The organism is Nostocoides vanveenii (genome assembly GCF_039531165.1).
GTDB classification, from domain to species: domain Bacteria; phylum Actinomycetota; class Actinomycetes; order Actinomycetales; family Dermatophilaceae; genus Nostocoides_A; species Nostocoides_A vanveenii.
Genome location: NZ_BAAAPN010000014.1, coordinates 1 through 15308, shown reverse-complemented (window position 1 = coordinate 15308; position 15308 = coordinate 1). Strand labels below are relative to the sequence as shown.

The following is a 15308-nucleotide window of genomic DNA, read 5'->3' as shown; positions in this document are numbered from 1 at the left end:
GCGATTCATCGTGCCGGCCGCGCAGCCTGAACCAACCCACTCGCGACGGCATGAATGTGGACGTTCGACGGGGGAAGGGAGGCTATTTGAGGAACTTGGAGGTGCGGCGGTCGGCGAGGGGTTTGCCGCCCGTCTGGCAGGTGGCGCAATACTGCAGCGAGGAGTCGGCGAAGGAGACCTCGCGGACCACGTCCCCGCACTCGGGGCAGGCCTCGCCGGTGCGGCCGTGTACGCGCATACCGGCGCGTTTGGCGTCCTTCAACTCGGCCGCCGGCTTGCCCGACGCCGTCGCCACGGCCGAGGCCAGCGTCTCGCGCATCGCCTCGTAGAGCCGCGCCACAGCATCGGCATCCAAGCTCGACGCCAGCGCGAAGGGCGACATCTTGGCCACGTGCAAGATCTCGTCGGAGTAGGCATTGCCGATCCCGGCGATGATGCCCTGGTCGCGCAGCACGCCCTTGATTTGCGCGCGGCGGCCACCGAGGATCGCGGCGAGGTGGTCCTGCGTGAAATCCGCTGCCATCGGGTCCGGGCCCAGGCTGACGATGCCCGGCACCTGGTCGGGGGCGCCGACGATATAGGCGGCCAGCCGCTTCCTGGTGCCGGCCTCGGTCAGGTCGAAGCCCGATCCGTCATCCAGCCGCACCCGCAACGCGATGGGGGACTTCCCTGGTCGAATCACCGTCTGCGGCAAGGCATCCGACCACCGCAGCCAGCCGGCGCGCGCCAGGTGGAAGATCAAATGCGTTCCGCCGCAGTCCATATCGATGAACTTCCCGAAGCGTGCGACGCCGTCCACCGGGGCGCCCACGAGGGCGTCCGGGGGTGGGTTGAAGGTCTTCAACACCGAGATCGATCCCAACTCGACACCAGTGATCGCCAGATCCCTTGTGCGCGAACGCAAGAACTCGGCCAGGGCTTCGACCTCGGGCAACTCAGGCATCGCGCGACCTCACTCTTCGACGACCACATCGCTGGGCACCGGCAACTTCCCGAGTGCCACCTGCAGCAGCCGCAACAAGCCGTAGCCGTCGCTCGCGCGGCAGATCGGCACCTGCGCCAGCCGCCGCCGGTTCGGCCCCAACTCGTCATTGGCCAGCGGCGTGAAGTGCGAGAGCAGTTGCTCGGTCGCGGACAGGCGCCGGATCGCGATCGCGCGCACGCGCTCGGGCCGTTGCTCGGCGAACTCCCCATAGATCGCCGGGTCGTGCTGACCGTCGTCCCCGACAAGCACCCAGACGATCTTGGGCAACTCGCGGGCCAGCCGATGCAGCGCCGCCCTCTTGTGGTCCTGGCCGCTGCGGAACCAGCCGGTGTTGGTCGGCCCCCAGTCGGTCATCAGCAGCGGCCCGAGCGGATAGCCGCGCGAGCGCAAAAAGCGCGTCAGCGTCGGCACCGTGTTCCACGCCCCGGTGGAGACATAGATGATCGGCGCGCCGGGATTCTCGGCGAGCAGGTCGCGATACATCGTCGCCATGCCGGGCACCGCCGACCGCGTGCCCTCGTGGCGCACGAAGGTGTTCCAGGCGGCGATCAGGGGCCGCGGCAGCATCGTCTTGATCACCGTGTCGTCGATATCGCTGACGATGCCGAAGGTCTCATCGGGGTCGATCACCAGGACCGGCGCGCTGGCGTCCCGGGCCCCGGCCGCGCCGATCGTCGCTTCGCGCCACCCGGGCGCCAGGCCGTGGTCGGCGATCGTGACATCGAGAATGCCCGCGCGGTCGGTGCGCGTATGCACGGTCCGGTCACCGATCGTGATACGGACCGGGACCCCGATCGCCGGGGCGGTGAAGAAGGAACGCCAGCCCCGGCGGGCATACATCGCGTGGTGCAGTTCGAGATCGCTCGCGGTCGCGTCGGCCGACTCCGGGTCGCGGCGCCGCGACATCAGCGTGCGGGCGAGGATGCGCACGCTGCCGGTCGACCCATACCCGGTGTAGGTGATGATCTGGGTGCCGTAGCCGCGGTCGCTGAGGGCGGCCATCTTGAGGCGATTCCACCGATCCTCGATGAGGGCGGCGGCGTGCGGCGAAGCCATGGGTGAAGCCTAATGTCCGGTCGTGGCAGGCTGGGCCCGTGCGGCATCCTCTCGCGAGCGTCCTGCGCGCTGCCGCCGTGGGACGTTGGCCGGCCGCCGACGGCGGCTGGACGGCCTTGCCCGACTGGCGTCCTGGCGTCGGCGCGGTGGTCGCATTCACCGGGCACGCCTACGTGTGCAGCGACCGGCAGCCTGCTCGGGAACGATTGGAGACATTGGGCTGCAACGGATTCGGTGGCGCGACACTGCCCGCGGTGGCTATGGAGTTGGCCGGCCCCCACGGTTGGATCGACTGCCTCGACGTTCTCCTGATCGCTCACGGCCGCGGCCTGCAGGCCCCGGCGCTCCGCGCGCGGCCGGATCTGGCGGACCATCCGCGCGCCGTGCACGCGCGGCTCACCCGCGGCGAGGTCACCACCTTCGGGTATGCCGATCCCCACCGCCGCGATGTCGCCACCGTCGGGCAGGGGCCGGGCGACCTACCGATGATCGGCGTCGAGGTCGACGAGCCCGGGCGCGGCTCGCGCATCTTCGCCGACGTGCTCGACCTGCTCCCCCCGGATCTGGTGCTCGCATCGGTCGCTCCGGGCAATGCGCGCTCCCTGCGTGCGGCCCTGCGTGCCGGGTTCGGGATAATCGCGTCCGTCCAGTTGTTCGTCCCGGCCGCCGAAAGTGATGGTTGACCGCGTTGCGCATCTCGACCATGGGCTGTCGCTGGGATGTCGACCTGAGCCGGGTGCGTCCGGAGGTCGCCGACCGGCTCAGGCACTTATGGGCCCATGCCAATGTCGAGACGGCCGACCGATCCGAGCCCGAGGACTTCCCTCGAGAACTGATCGCCAGCCACCTCGGCGATCCCGTGGGCGCCGAGGGCGGGCCGATCCTCGACGAGAATGTGGTCACCGCGCCCTACACCTTCTCGACCGCGATCACGCTGGCGTCGATCCGGGCCCAGTCGGGTCGATTGACGCTCCTGCACAGTGCGGCGCTGGCCGAGCCGGCGACCGGTGCGGGCGTGATCCTCGTGGCCGAGTCGGGTACCGGGAAGTCCACGGCGGCGCGCACGCTGGGCCGCGAGTTGGGCTACCTCAGTGACGAGACCGCTGTTATCCGCGACGACCTGACGTTGATCGGACACCCCAAACCGCTCTCCCTGATCCCCGCTCCGGGCCAGCCGAAGATCGAGAAGTCACCGGGCGAACTCGGGTTACTTCCCGCACCGCCCGACCCCTGGCTCGCTGCGACAATCCTCTTGTGCCGCAAACCGGGTCACGGTGTCCCGACGCTCGAATCGGTGCCGCTGCTCGAAGCCATGGCCGAGACCATCCCGCAGTCATCGGCGCTCCCCACCCAGGACCGCCCGCTGGCGAGCCTCGCCCGCGTCCTGACCGCGGGCGCCGGCGTCCACCGCCTGACGTATGCCGAGATCGCCGACGCCGCGCCACTGATCCATGCGCTGCTGGCGGGCATTCCCCGCGGCAGCAACAACGGGGCCCACTGGCAGATTGTCGATCCCGCTGAGGGCCGCCGCACCGAGCCGTGGACGAGCACACCCGCGGCGGACGACGCGATAGTGACCGAGCACACCCGTATCACCCGTGCCCCGTATCTGGATGCCATCGACGACGGTGTCGAAGTGTTGGTGCTCAACGGCCCGAACCCGATCCGGCTGCTCGGTCTCGGCAGCACGATCTGGCGCACGTGCACCGCTGAACTGACCGTGGCGGAGGCGACCGCCACGGTCGTCACCGAGCACGGCGAGCACCCTGACGCGCCCGAGCTCGTCGCGGAAGCGGTGCACTCGCTGCTCGCGAACGGCCTCCTCGAGACGCTCTAGCCCCGCGCTCAGTTGCGGCCGGTGCTCGCAGCGGCGACCAACGCCTCGAAGAGCCGCCGGTCGCTATCCATCTCCGGATGCCACTGCACGGCCACCCGGAAGGGAGCGTCGGGATCCTCCATCGCCTCCAAGGTGCCGTCGGCCGCCCAGGCGGCGGCGGCATACCCGGGATGATCGGCGACCGCCTGGTGGTGATAGCTCGGCACGTTGACCTCGGGGCCGAGCAGGGCGCGCAGACGGGTGCCGTCGACCGTGGCGACGCGGTGATCGGCATAGGTCCCCGGGGCAATCGAATGGCCGGTATGCCCGACCACGTCCGGCAGGTGCTGGATGAGTGAGCCACCCGCGGCGACGGCCATGACCTGCATTCCGCGGCAAATGCCCAAGACCGGCAACCCCGAGGCCGAGGTGGCTGTTGCGAGAGCGAGTTCAATCGCATCGCGGTCGGGGCGGGCGTCCTGGACGAGCGGGTGGGGCCTCGCGGCATACCGGCTCGGCTCGACGTCGGCGCCGCCGGCGATGATCAGGCCGTCGACGCGGGCGAGCACCGCCTCCGCGAGCGGCAGGTCGGCGTCGGCTCGCGGCGGGATGAGCAGGGCGATCCCGCCCGCGGACTGGACCTGATCGACATACGCCTGCGGGAGAACCGCGGAGCGCAGGCCGGGCCAGTCGCCGCGATCGACGGGCTCGACATAGGTGGTGATTCCGATGACGGGACGCACGGCGACGACTTTAGGCCAGCAGCCGAGCGGTCAGCGGCGAATGGCGCGCGCATACGGGCCGGGCGCCTCACTGCTGACGCCGAGGGACATCGCGACGGCCGCCCACGTCGGCGGGTAGGGCTCGTCGGGGTGAACACGCAGCCAGCCCTGCTCGGTGGCACCGAGCACCCGGCCGAAGCCGGCGAGTTGGGTGGCGAGGGCGCGCGCCTTGGGTGTGCGGATCGGGCGGCGGCGCTCGGCATAGGTGAACACCCACGCCAAGAACAACAGGAACCCCATGCCGGCTGCCAATGGCATCGCGAAGGTCCAGTAGCCCTCGAGGAACATATTCGCCGTATAGACGCCGAGGATGAAGCCGAAGCCCAGGCACGCCGCCGACCACAGGCGCGGGCCGTAGCTCGCATAGTCGGGGCGGTGCCGAAACCACCCGCGGCCCATCGCGTCGGCATAGAGCGTCGAGAGTGCCCAGTCACGGTTTTCCAGCGGCTTGGTCAGCTCGCCGTGCCCGAGCACGGTGATCAGGCGCCGCTGGAACTCGCTGATGCCGCTGCGGTCGGCACCCGCTTTGACGGTGACCCGGACCTTCGGGCGTTCGATCGCGATGACGCCGCGTGCCTCGAGGTCGAGCAGGGCGGCAGCGATCGCTCGCTCCGGCTGGCCGTCGAACCGCAAAACCGCCATCTGCTCCGGAGTCAGGTCGGCCGGCAGGTCGAACTGGACGACGGCATTGCGCAGCCGGTCATCGACTCGGTTGGTGGGTCCGTCCAGGAGTGGCAGGAGGTTGGGCGGCGTGTCGGCGGCCTGGTCGTCGCGTCCGGCGACCCGAGCATGCAGGGCGACCGGGATCGCGATGGCAATCGCCGCGATGAGGATGCCGACCGAGAGGGCGAGGGCCATGGGCAGGAAGTCAACGACGTCGTCACTGTGCGCGACCTGCGACCAGGAGTCCGACGCGCGCATGATGCTCGGGAGCCGTCCGCCGTCAAGCATGCCGGCCATCGTCGATCTCCTCCAGAAGGGTCCGAGTGGCGATGGCGATGACCAGCGGGATCGCGACGGCCGCACCGACCGCGGGGATCGCCACGCCGGAGTCGTTGATGAAGAAGCCGATAACCATCACGATCAGCCACCCGATCAAACCCGGGCGCAGCGTCGGCACCCGCTCGAAGGAGCGGTGTAGGGCCCTGGAGCCCCAGGACGTCGGCCGCAGGAGCACATAGATCACGAAAACCAGGGCGAAGGGCACGAGGATCGACAACTCCGAGCTGATGAGGATCCCGAAGTTCTGCTCCGCCTTGCGGATGACGATATTGAGGGCTTGGCCGCTGCCGATCTCGTCGAAGAAGCGTCCGAGATGGCTTTGGCTCTCCGGTGCGCGCCGGGAGTCGAGGAAGCCGACGAGAACAAAGAGTCCCGCGGTGATCCCCCCGATGAGCACGGCCCGTTTCCAGGTCATCGCGATGCCCAGCAGGGCCAAGGCGAAGTAGGCGACACCGGGCAGATAGGCCGGCGGGCCGCCCCCGTCGGCGCCCCAGGCCGGGTTGCCGTCCACGATCACGGTGACCAGAGCGATCGCGATCACCGCGGCAACCGCCGCGAGCCGCCCGCGAATGCGCAGCAGCCAGGCGGAGACCGCGATCGCCAGCATGAGCGAGGCGGTGACGAAGATCGAGAAGGTGACATTGCCCATACCGTAGAAGCGCCCACCGACAGTGGGCTGCAGCCCCATCAGCGAGGAAATCTGCAGCCGCGAGCCGGTGATCACGTCGGCGGCGAGCACGGCCACCGTGGCCAGGGCAACCACCCCCACCGGACCCATCAGGCGTCGCCCCCAGGGCGGGATCAGGGCCGCCGCGGCGATCAGGGCGACGAAGAGACCGACCGCACCCACGATCGCCGGAAGGGTCGCGCTCGCCCGCCACCAGGGCAACAGATTGGCCAGGAAGGTCGCGGCCGGGACGGCGGCTGCCGCGACAGCGATGATCTGCACCGCCCGGATGAGGCGGGCCCGCGTGGCCAGTCTCGCGCCCTTGTGCTTCCAGACCCGCCAGACCAGCAGATAGAAGACGAGTTGGCTCAGCACCAGGCCCGCGAAGAAGGGCGGCACGAGCAGACGGACCTCGTGGGAGGCCTGGTCGATGTCGACCAGATGCGTGCGCCGCGCTGCGGCGCCTGCGTTGTCGGCGGGCCCGCTGCGCTCTTGCCGCAGGATCGCGCCCCCGAGATCAGCGGGCACCGCCACATGCATCTGCGCCAGCAAGGTGACCGTCAGGTCGGCGCTCTGGATCAGATCGGGGATGCGGGTCGAGGGCGAGTAGAGGCCACCCGCGCCGAACTCCGGGCCACGCACGACAACGGGGCGCACGTGCGGGACCGAACCGCCGTCGGCGAGGCCGGCGACGATGACGGTGTCGGTCGGCCGAAGCGCGCCGACGACCCGGGCGATGCGGTCATCGATGGCGGCGACCTGGTCGGCCGGGGCCCGAGCCTCCTCGGGGTCCGCGCCGACCTCGGTGGCCGTCCCCGCGTCGATCACGGTCAGGCGGGTGTCGCCGATCTGGGTGGCGAGAGCGTCGGACGTGACCGAAGACCAGTCGACCGGGGTATAGGCGGTGGCCGTCCCGTCGGCGGTGGCCAGCGCGATCGCCGCGCCCGGGCCGATGGCCAAGGTCGTGACCCGACCGGCCAGCAGGGTGCCCAGCAGGCTCGGTTGCGCCCCGAATCGCAGGCTGTCCGCTGTCGTGACGTATGCCGCCCACCCCGGCACGAGCGCCACGGCGGGACCGTCGTGGAGGTCCACCACGTCCGGATCGGGGATGGGCGGGCAGGTCGCGGTCGAGGCGCGCGTGGCCTTGCCGTCCGCCCCTGCGGCCGCGGCGCGCTCGCCGGCCGAGAGGGCCAGCCAACCGTCGATCGGGCAGGTGTTGGGGTTGACCGAGCGGATGCTGGAGACACCGGAGGCGCCGTCACGCAGCAGCGCCCACAGAGCGGGCGTGCGCTCGGCGCTGACATCGGACCAGGTGAAGCCGCCGGTCCCGATCAGGATGGTGCGCGCGACCACTGGCGTGACGGCCGGAGCCGGCGCGCTGGGGAGGGAAGGCGCCGCCATCCGGGCGGGGGTGGCATCGGACCGGACATTCGCCGCGAGGGGGGCCGCCGCCATACGGGCGGGGATGAGGCACAGGACGGCGAGCAGGAGCCCGAGCAGCGCTGCGGCGCGCCGGGTCGCTGGTCTCACCGGATAAGGGTACGGGCCAGAATGTGCGGGTGACCGCCGTCCGCACCACCCGCGCACCAGCCTGGCAATGGGCCGGCTGCGCGGCGCTGGTGCTGCTTGGTGCGGTGATCCCGGTGTTGCGATTCCTCGTCTTCTGGCCCATGGATCAGTGGCAAGTGGACGTCGAGGTCTATCGGCAGGCGGGCGTGTCGATCCTGATCGGGCGGCCGATCTACGACGCGATGACGGAGGCGCCGCAACTGCTTCCGTTCACCTATCCGCCGTTCGCGGCGCTGCTCGCGATACCGCTGGCGTTGCTGCCCTTCGGGCTGGTCGGGTGGCTGTGGACGGCACTGCAGATCGCGGCGACGACGGCGATCGTCTGGTATGCCGGCTACCGCTTGATCCACCGGGGCGGCAGCGCGCAGCCGCTGGTCCTGGGGTTGCTGGCGGCGCCGATGTTCTGGTTGCACCCCGTCGGCGACGGGATCCGGTTCGGACAGGTCAACGCCTTCATTGTGCTCGCCGCCCTGATGGACCTGCGCCGGCCCCGGCCGCGAGTTTTGAGCGGCGTCGCGCCCGGCGTGCTCGTCGGGCTGGCGATGGCGATCAAGCTGACGCCCGGGGTGTTCGTCGTGCACTACGTGATCAACCGGCGTTGGCGCGAGGCCGGGACCGCGATCGCGACGGCGGCGATTGCCTGGCTGGCCGCGTTCGTGGCGATCCCGTCGGCCTCGCTGGCCTTCTGGGGCGGGGCCCTGCAAGACCCCGCTCGGCTCGGACCGAATATGGGCACGTCGAACCAGTCGATCCGCGGGGTGTTGATGCGGGTCGGGCCGTCGGGTGGCGCCGGTGTGGCCCTGTGGCTGGTGCTGATCGCCCTGGTCGGGTGGTTCGGATTCCGGCTGGCGCGGCGGGCGTGGCTGCGGGGCGACACGGTCACCGAGGTGGCCGCGGTGGGTCTGCTCGCCTGCCTGCTCTCGCCGGTGGCCTGGATCCACCACTTCCACTGGATCGTCGTGGCGATCTTGGCGATCCTCGGGGCCGACCCACTGCGGGATCGCCGGCGGCTGGTGGCGGCGCTGGTGATCACGGTGTGGTTCGTCTGCCGGCTGCCGTGGTGGGGGATCAGTTGGATCGCGCACGACTGGCCGCCCATCCTCGTGGGCCGGATTTTGCAGAATGCCGACCTGGCGGGTGCGCTGCTGGCACTGTGGCTCTTGGCCTGGGCATCGGCGCGCGAACCGAGGGACGCCGAGGCAGATGCGGTGGCCCGGGCCGGGGAGCGGTCGGCTGCGCCGGGCAAGGTCGAACGCCGCGCGGCTTCCGAAGCCGGGTGAGGTCGACGTTCCCGCAGCCGGAGCGAGAAGTTGTGACAAAGGAGCAGAACATGACGCAGTTCGACCGGGGGATCGCCGTGACGGCGGCGGGCGGCGGGGTCTACGACACCGAGATCAGCGACGACTGGCGGATCGCCCGGGGCGTCAACGGCGGGCTCCTCCTGGCACTGGTCGCGAATGCTGTCTCGGCCGAACTAGGGGAGCACGGCCACCCCGATCCGGTCGCGATGTCGGCCGCCTATCTCGGCGTGCCGCATACCGGTCCGGCACAGATCGCGGTGGACGTGATGCGCACCGGAGGGACCTATTCGGTGGTGCGCGCCGACCTGATCCAGCAGGAGGACGGTGAGCAGCCGTCGGTCCGCGTGGCCGTCCAGGCGGTCTTCGGGGATCTGGACGCGCTTCCGCCCGAGGTGTCGACCTCGGCGACGCCGCCCAGCTTCACTCCCTTCGAGCGGTGCCTGTCCTCATCGATGGCGCCGGGTGGGCTGGGCAAGGCGCCTTTCCTCCAGCGGGTGGACCTGCGGATCGACCCGCTGACCGTGAGCTGGGCGCTCGGGGCGCCCGCCGGACTGGGAGCGATTCAGGGATGGTTCTCGATGGTCGAGCCGCGGGGAGCCGGACCCGCTGATGTTGCTGCTCGTCGTCGATGCCCTGCCGCCCGCCACCTTTGATCTCGGTATGCCCGGGTGGGCACCCACCCTCGAACTGACCGCGCACGTGCGCGCCAAGCCCGCCCCGGGGCCGTTGCGGGTGCGGCATGTGACCCGGAATGTCGCGCACGGCATGTTCGAGGAGGACTGTGAGGTGTGGGACAGCGACGACCGGCTGGTCGCCCAGTCGCGCCAGCTGGCGTTGCTGCCGCGCAAGGGCGGCCGCACGCTCTGACCCGGGCTCAGCCGCGGGCGAGCTCGACGAGCGTGATCACGGCGAGCAGCAGGCATACGGACCCGCCGATCCGGCGAATCGTCGCCAGCCTGAGGTAGCGCAGCAGCGTCCGGCCGAGCGCCGCACCGAGCGCCGAGATGGTCGCGAGCGCGACGAAGGCGCCGACGCCCACCGAGACCGGGTCGTGATAGCGCGCCGCGAGCGAAGCGGTCAACAGCTGCGACAGATCGCCCCATTCGGCGAGGAAGAGCACGAGGAAGGACGTCGACACGGCGCGCAGCCCGGTGGCCGGCGCGGCGGCCTTGGCCTCGAATTCCTCCTCGGCCTCCTGCTCCTCGCGGTCGGCATTGCGCGCGCCGCGGAGCAGGATGACGCCGCCGAGCGCAAACATCAGCGCGGCGACGATCTGCACCGGCGCGTGGGGGAGCCGCGCGAGCAGACCGCCGAGGGTGACGGCGACAACGGTCTGGACGAGGAAGGCGGCAGTGACGCCGACCCAGACCAGCAACGGGCGGTAGCGGGTGGCGAGCACGAGGGTGGCGACAAAGGTCTTGTCCGGCAACTCGACCGGAAAGATCAGCGCGAACACGATGGCCGCGGTGGCGATACTGAACGTCATCGCAGACAATCGTAGTTGCGTCCTATTGTTCGCTGGTGCCTGCGTCCACCGCCGCCCGACCCGTCCGTTACGGCTATTTCGGTCCGGCGGGCACGTTTACCCAGATGGCCCTGCTCGACTGGGAGCCGGCCGCGGGGGGCGAGCACACGGCATACGCCTCGGTGGACGCGGCCTTGGCCGCGGTGCGCGCGAGCGAGATCGACGCGGCCATGGTCCCTATCGAGAACTCCGTCGAGGGCGGCGTGACCGCCACGCTCGACGCGCTCTCGACGGGCTCGCCGCTGATCGTCGTGGGTGAGCGCCTGGTCAAGATCCGATTCGTGCTCGCGGCCCGGCCCGGTAGGCCGCTCGCTCGCGTCGCTACGGTCGGTACCCATTCGCACGCGTGGGCCCAGGTGCGCGGCTGGATGGGGGCCAATCTGCCCAAGGCGACCTATGTCCCGACGCTCTCGACGGCGAGTGCGGCGCTGGATCTGGCGCCCGGGGGGGACGGTCGGCACGATGCGGCCGTCTGCGCGCCGATCGCGGCGGAGTTGGCCGGCCTGGACGTGCTGGCCGACGACATCGGTGACATCAAGAAGGCGCTGACCCGGTTCGTGTTGGTGGCCCGGCCGACGGCCATTCCCGCGCCGACAGGTGCCGACAAGACGACGGTCGTGCTCTATCAGCGCCGCGACCACGCGGGCGGCTTGATGGCGTTGCTGGAGCAGTTCGCCGCCCGCGGGATCAATATGACCCGCCTGGAGTCGCGCCCGACGAAGCACTCGATGGGCGACTACTGCTTCTCCGTCGATATCGAGGGCCACGTGCTGGACGAGCGGGTCGGGCAGGCCCTGACCGGTCTGAAACGGATCTGTGCCGAGGTGGTCTTCCTCGGCAGCTATCCGCGCGCCGACCGCGGGCGCGCGCAGGTGGCCCCGTTCAACTCCGACGCCGACTTCCAGAGCGCCGCCGACTGGCTGGCCGCCCTGCGCGGGTTGGTCGACAACTCGTGAGTTGAGGCACGTCGGTGGCTGTCGACCTAGACGCCCACGACAGGTGCCTGTTCTTAGGTTAGGCTTACCTTAGATTTGTCCGTCTGGAGATCGTTCGGGAGGCTCGACCATGGTGTTTAGCAACGCCCTCATCGGGCTGCGCGAAGGACTCGAGGCCGCACTCGTCGTCGTCATTCTCGTCGCCTTCCTGGTCAAGACCGACCGGCGCTGGGCGTTGAAGTGGGTCTGGGCGGGCGTGGGCGTGGCCGTCGTCCTGTCTGCCGGACTGGCCGCCTTCTTGACCTTCGGGACGCGGCAACTCTCCTTCGAGACCCAGGAACTCATCGGCGGCACTGCCTCGATCATCGCTGTCGCCTTCGTGACGGGCATGGTCTTCTGGATGCGCTCGGCCGCCCGGACCATCTCTGGCGAGCTCAAGGGTGCGCTGGACAAGGCCCTCGCCCTCGGGCCCTTGCCGATCGCGCTCGTCGGCTTCCTTGGCGTCGGCCGCGAGGGCCTGGAGACGGCGATCTTCTTCTACGCCACGGCCGAAGCGGCCGGGGCGGGCACCGTTCAGCCGCTGCTCGGCTGGATCATCGGCATCGGCAGCGCCTGCATCCTCGGCGTGCTGATGTATCGCGGGGCGATCAAGATCAACCTCGCCACGTTCTTCCGATGGACGGGGATCTTCCTGGTGTTGGTGGCGGCCGGCATCCTCGCCTATGGTATTCACGACCTGCAGGAAGCCGCCTTCCTGCCCGGCTTGAACTCGCTCGCCTTCGATATCAGCCACGTCATCGCCCCCGACGGCTGGCTCGGCACCTTGCTCAAGGGCACGCTGAACTTCACGCCGGCGACAACCTGGCTGCAGGCCATCTGCTGGGTGGCGTATGTCGCCATCGTCCTGCCGCTCTTCCTGCGCCCCGCGAAGCCGACCGTTGCCGAGCCAACCCGTATGCCTGCGCAGCCCGCCGACGCGGGCACCCGCTGAAAACCGCTGCGACACAACGACACTGAACGGAGATTGACGCGATGATTTGCCTTGCCCGGACGACGCGGACCCGTACTCCTGCCCTCGCGGTTGGCACCCTCAGTGCCGCGGCGCTAGCGTTGGCCGGCTGCTCTGGCACCGACTCGGCCTCGGCAGGCGAGACGGGCGGCGCGATCGTCGTCACGGCGACCGACACCGCGTGCCAGGTGAGTGCAACGAGCGCGCCGGCTGGGACGATCACCTTCAAGGTGACCAACAAGGGCAACAAGATCAACGAGTTCTATGTCTATGCCGAGGGCGACCGGATTATGGGGGAGGTCGAGAATGTCGCCCCTGGCCTGAGCCGCGATTTTCACGTCGAGATCACCGAGCCGGGCACCTACGAAACCGCCTGCAAGCCGGGGATGGTGGGCGACGGCATACGGGCGGCGTTCACGGTGACCGGTGACGCGCCCGCAGCCAAGACCGACAACCAACTCCTGCAGCAGGCGGTCGCCGAGTACCACCGCTACACCACCAGCCAGGCCGACGCTTTCCTCGCCGAGACAACGAAATTCGTCGCTCTGGTCAAGGCCGGCAAGGTGGAGGAGGCCAAGGTGCTCTATCCCACGGCACGCTCCTACTGGGAGCGGATCGAGCCGGTGGCCGAGTCCTTCGGCGAGCTCGACCCCAAGATCGACGGCCGCGAAGATGTCGCCGAGGAGGGGATGGCGTTCACTGGCTATCACCGGCTGGAGAAGGATCTGTGGGTCGACGGCCTCCAGGCTGACACTGTCAAGATCGCCGACCAGTTGCTGGTCGATGTCACAACGCTGGTCAGCCAGGTCAAGGGCGTGGAGCTCAACCCGCTCCAGCTGGCCAATGGCTCCAAGGCACTCCTGGACGAGATCGCCACCGGCAAGATCACCGGCGAGGAGGAGCGCTACAGCCACACCGACCTCTGGGATTTCGAAGCCAACTTTGAAGGCTCGAAGACCGCGCTCGCCGCCCTGCGGCCCTTCCTTCAGGAGAAGGATCCGGCGCTCGTCACCGAGATCGACCGCACCGGGAAGGTGCTCGGTGATCTGCTCGAAACCCACCGCAAGGGCGACGGCTTCGTGCTCTACACCGAGTTGTCCAAGGACGACATCAAGAAGCTGACCGATGCCCTCGACGGCTTCGCCGAACAGGTCGCCAAGGTGGCGGGTGTCGTTGCCGCAGGCTGATCCTGCCGCCACCGACGGCACCCTCGACGTAACCACCGAGCCGCCCAGCCGGCGCGGCCTCGTCGGGGTGTCGGCGGGCGTCGCCGCGGGATTGCTGGCCGGCGCAGCCGGGACGTATGCCGCGACGCGGGCGGACGGGCATACGGGCGCGTCGGCGACGGGCGCACCGAGCCTCGCCGACATCAGTGGGCAGGTGCCGTTCCGCGGGGCGCACCAGGCCGGCATCATCACGCCGGCGCAGGACCGGATGCATTTCGTTGCCCTCGACGTCATCACCGACGACGCCGACGTGCTGCGCGACCTGCTCACGGCGTGGACGGCGGCCGCCGAACGGATGACCTATGGCGCCGAGGCGGCGCCCGGTGGGTCGGTGGGCGGCGGGCCCTACAAGGTGCCGACCGACACCGGTGAGGCGCTCGATCTGCCGCCGTCCGGGCTGACGGTGACCATCGGCTACGGGCCCTCGCTGTTCGACAAGCGCTTCGGGCTGGCCGATCGCAAACCTGCTGCGTTGCAAGAGCTTCCGGGCTTTGTGGGCGACGACCTGGACCCGGCCAAGTCGGGCGGGGATCTGTGCATCCAGGCCTGCGCCAACGACCCGCAGGTCGCCGTCCACGCGGTTCGCAATCTCATCCGGCTGGGGCTCGGCACGGTCTCGGTGCGGTGGAGCCAGCTCGGCTTCGGGCGCACGTCGTCGACGTCGCACACCCAGAAGACCCCGCGCAATCTCTTCGGGTTCAAGGACGGCACCAACAATCTGATGGCCGAGGACGGTGCGGCTCTGGACGAGCACGTGTGGATCGGGGCGGCCGACGTCCCTGGGCCGGCGGGTTGGGCGGCTGGCGGGTCCTATCTGGTGGCGCGGCGCATCCGGATGCACATCGAGGTCTGGGACCGGACCAACCTGCAGGAGCAGGAGGACATCTTCGGCCGCGGCAAGCTCGAGGGTCAGCCACTGGGGCAGAAGAAGGAATTCGACACGATCGACTTCGCCGCCAAGCGGATGGACGGGCAGCCGGCGATCCCGGCGGTCTCGCACATTGCGCTGGCCCACTCCTCCAATCTTGACGGCGTCAGGATCTTGCGGCGAGGCTACAACTTCACCGACGGCTCCGACGGCCAGGGCCACCTGGACGCGGGGCTCTTCTTCATCGCCTTCATGCGCGACGCGCACAAGCAGTTCGTGCCCATGCAGCGGGCGCTGGCCGCCAAGGATGTGCTCAACGAGTACATCGAGCACACCGGCTCGGCGCTCTTCCTCTGCCCGCCCGGGCTTGCCGATAACCAGGACTGGGGCACCCAACTCTTCGCTTCATGAGCCAGTCCTCGACGCCGCGCGTCGGTGCGCCCGCAGGTGCCACTTAGCGCACCTTAGACCGTATGGAGTGACCGCTCAGGATGGTTGAGTCGGTTGCGGGCCGGGGCCTCACTCACAAACACTCGTGGGTTACCGAGCAGGGGCCGCCTGCTCGGC

At 69.7% G+C, this 15308-nt stretch carries 15 protein-coding genes; 9 read left to right on the top strand and 6 right to left on the bottom strand.

All coding sequences use genetic code 11. The annotated features are described in order from the left end of the window. Window positions 1-82: 82 nt before the first annotated feature. Together ABD209_RS02350 and ABD209_RS02345 are read right to left on the bottom strand one after the other, a co-directional pair. The gene (locus tag ABD209_RS02350) at window positions 83-943 is read right to left on the bottom strand and encodes an Fpg/Nei family DNA glycosylase (protein ID WP_344061562.1); all 861 of its coding nucleotides are present in this window, start codon (window positions 941-943) and stop codon (window positions 83-85) included. A gap of 9 nt (window positions 944-952) precedes the next feature. Continuing rightward, window positions 953-2041, bottom strand: coding sequence for an App1 family protein phosphatidate phosphatase (locus ABD209_RS02345; protein WP_344061559.1), 1089 nt, complete (start codon window positions 2039-2041; stop codon window positions 953-955). A 38-nt stretch (window positions 2042-2079) separates the two neighbouring features. Between ABD209_RS02345 and ABD209_RS02340 the strand changes: the two genes are divergently transcribed. Together ABD209_RS02340 and ABD209_RS02335 are read left to right on the top strand one after the other, a co-directional pair. Further along, window positions 2080-2724 carry an N-acetyltransferase gene (locus ABD209_RS02340; protein ID WP_344061556.1) on the top strand — a complete coding sequence of 215 codons (645 nt, stop codon included), beginning with the start codon at window positions 2080-2082 and terminating at the stop codon, window positions 2722-2724. Window positions 2725-2729: 5 nt separating this feature from the next. After that, window positions 2730-3878 (top strand): hypothetical protein, encoded by a 1149-nt coding sequence (locus ABD209_RS02335; RefSeq protein WP_344061553.1) that lies wholly within the window; start codon window positions 2730-2732, stop codon window positions 3876-3878. Window positions 3879-3886: 8 nt separating this feature from the next. On the opposite strand, the gene ABD209_RS02330 is transcribed toward ABD209_RS02335, so the two are convergent. Genes ABD209_RS02330 through ABD209_RS02320 form a run of 3 tightly spaced genes read right to left on the bottom strand, consistent with a single transcriptional unit; the run spans window position 3887 to window position 7838 of the window. Next, window positions 3887-4600, bottom strand: a complete 714-nt coding sequence (locus ABD209_RS02330; protein ID WP_344061549.1) for a gamma-glutamyl-gamma-aminobutyrate hydrolase family protein — start codon at window positions 4598-4600, stop codon at window positions 3887-3889. Between the two features lie 30 nt (window positions 4601-4630). Beyond that, complete coding sequence (locus tag ABD209_RS02325) at window positions 4631-5599, bottom strand: DUF2207 family protein (protein ID WP_344061546.1); 969 nt, start codon at window positions 5597-5599, stop codon at window positions 4631-4633. Beyond that, on the bottom strand, window positions 5583-7838 hold the full coding sequence (locus ABD209_RS02320) for a hypothetical protein (protein WP_344061543.1): 2256 nt from the start codon (window positions 7836-7838) through the stop codon (window positions 5583-5585). Before ABD209_RS02320 ends, ABD209_RS02325 begins: the two co-directional genes overlap by 17 nt. Before the next feature lie 29 nt (window positions 7839-7867). Between ABD209_RS02320 and ABD209_RS02315 the strand changes: the two genes are divergently transcribed. From ABD209_RS02315 to ABD209_RS02305, 3 genes are read left to right on the top strand one after another with little or no spacing between them, the layout of a single operon-like run. Then, the gene (locus ABD209_RS02315; RefSeq protein WP_344061541.1) at window positions 7868-9157 is read left to right on the top strand and encodes a glycosyltransferase 87 family protein; all 1290 of its coding nucleotides are present in this window, start codon (window positions 7868-7870) and stop codon (window positions 9155-9157) included. Between the two features lie 50 nt (window positions 9158-9207). After that, window positions 9208-9831 carry an acyl-CoA thioesterase gene (locus ABD209_RS02310; RefSeq protein ID WP_344061538.1) on the top strand — a complete coding sequence of 208 codons (624 nt, stop codon included), beginning with the start codon at window positions 9208-9210 and terminating at the stop codon, window positions 9829-9831. Further along, window positions 9788-10045 carry a thioesterase family protein gene (locus tag ABD209_RS02305; RefSeq protein ID WP_344061535.1) on the top strand — a complete coding sequence of 86 codons (258 nt, stop codon included), beginning with the start codon at window positions 9788-9790 and terminating at the stop codon, window positions 10043-10045. The genes ABD209_RS02310 and ABD209_RS02305 overlap by 44 nt, the downstream gene beginning before the upstream one ends. Before the next feature lie 7 nt (window positions 10046-10052). On the opposite strand, the gene ABD209_RS02300 is transcribed toward ABD209_RS02305, so the two are convergent. Beyond that, a complete protein-coding gene (locus ABD209_RS02300; RefSeq protein ID WP_344061532.1) occupies window positions 10053-10664 on the bottom strand; it encodes a TMEM165/GDT1 family protein in 612 nt (203 codons plus the stop codon). A gap of 35 nt (window positions 10665-10699) precedes the next feature. Here ABD209_RS02300 and pheA point away from each other — a divergent pair, with 35 nt between their 5' ends. The 4 genes from pheA to efeB all read left to right on the top strand — a co-directional run bounded on the left by pheA (window position 10700) and on the right by efeB (window position 15152). Further along, window positions 10700-11659, top strand: a complete 960-nt coding sequence (gene pheA, locus ABD209_RS02295) for a prephenate dehydratase (RefSeq protein WP_344061529.1) — start codon at window positions 10700-10702, stop codon at window positions 11657-11659. Window positions 11660-11768: 109 nt separating this feature from the next. After that, entirely contained in the window at window positions 11769-12629 is an 861-nt protein-coding gene (efeU, locus tag ABD209_RS02290; protein ID WP_344061526.1) for an iron uptake transporter permease EfeU, read from the top strand. A 41-nt stretch (window positions 12630-12670) separates the two neighbouring features. Next, window positions 12671-13834 carry an iron uptake system protein EfeO gene (efeO, locus tag ABD209_RS02285; protein ID WP_344061523.1) on the top strand — a complete coding sequence of 388 codons (1164 nt, stop codon included), beginning with the start codon at window positions 12671-12673 and terminating at the stop codon, window positions 13832-13834. Continuing rightward, window positions 13821-15152, top strand: coding sequence for an iron uptake transporter deferrochelatase/peroxidase subunit (gene efeB / locus ABD209_RS02280; RefSeq protein WP_344061520.1), 1332 nt, complete (start codon window positions 13821-13823; stop codon window positions 15150-15152). The genes efeO and efeB overlap by 14 nt, the downstream gene beginning before the upstream one ends. Window positions 15153-15308 lie beyond the last annotated feature (156 nt).

Bases quoted from the DNA above. Each gene is read 5' to 3' on its own strand.
- ABD209_RS02350 (WP_344061562.1), bottom strand. From the start codon at position 943: ATGCCTGAGTTGCCCGAGGTCGAAGCCCTGGCCGAGTTCTTGCGTTCG.
- ABD209_RS02345 (WP_344061559.1), bottom strand. From the start codon at position 2,041: ATGGCTTCGCCGCACGCCGCCGCCCTCATCGAGGATCGGTGGAATCGC.
- ABD209_RS02325 (WP_344061546.1), bottom strand. From the start codon at position 5,599: ATGGCCGGCATGCTTGACGGCGGACGGCTCCCGAGCATCATGCGCGCG.
- ABD209_RS02310 (WP_344061538.1), top strand. From the start codon at position 9,208: ATGACGCAGTTCGACCGGGGGATCGCCGTGACGGCGGCGGGCGGCGGG.
- ABD209_RS02305 (WP_344061535.1), top strand. From the start codon at position 9,788: ATGTTGCTGCTCGTCGTCGATGCCCTGCCGCCCGCCACCTTTGATCTC.
- ABD209_RS02300 (WP_344061532.1), bottom strand. From the start codon at position 10,664: ATGACGTTCAGTATCGCCACCGCGGCCATCGTGTTCGCGCTGATCTTT.
- efeU (WP_344061526.1), top strand. From the start codon at position 11,769: ATGGTGTTTAGCAACGCCCTCATCGGGCTGCGCGAAGGACTCGAGGCC.
- efeO (WP_344061523.1), top strand. From the start codon at position 12,671: ATGATTTGCCTTGCCCGGACGACGCGGACCCGTACTCCTGCCCTCGCG.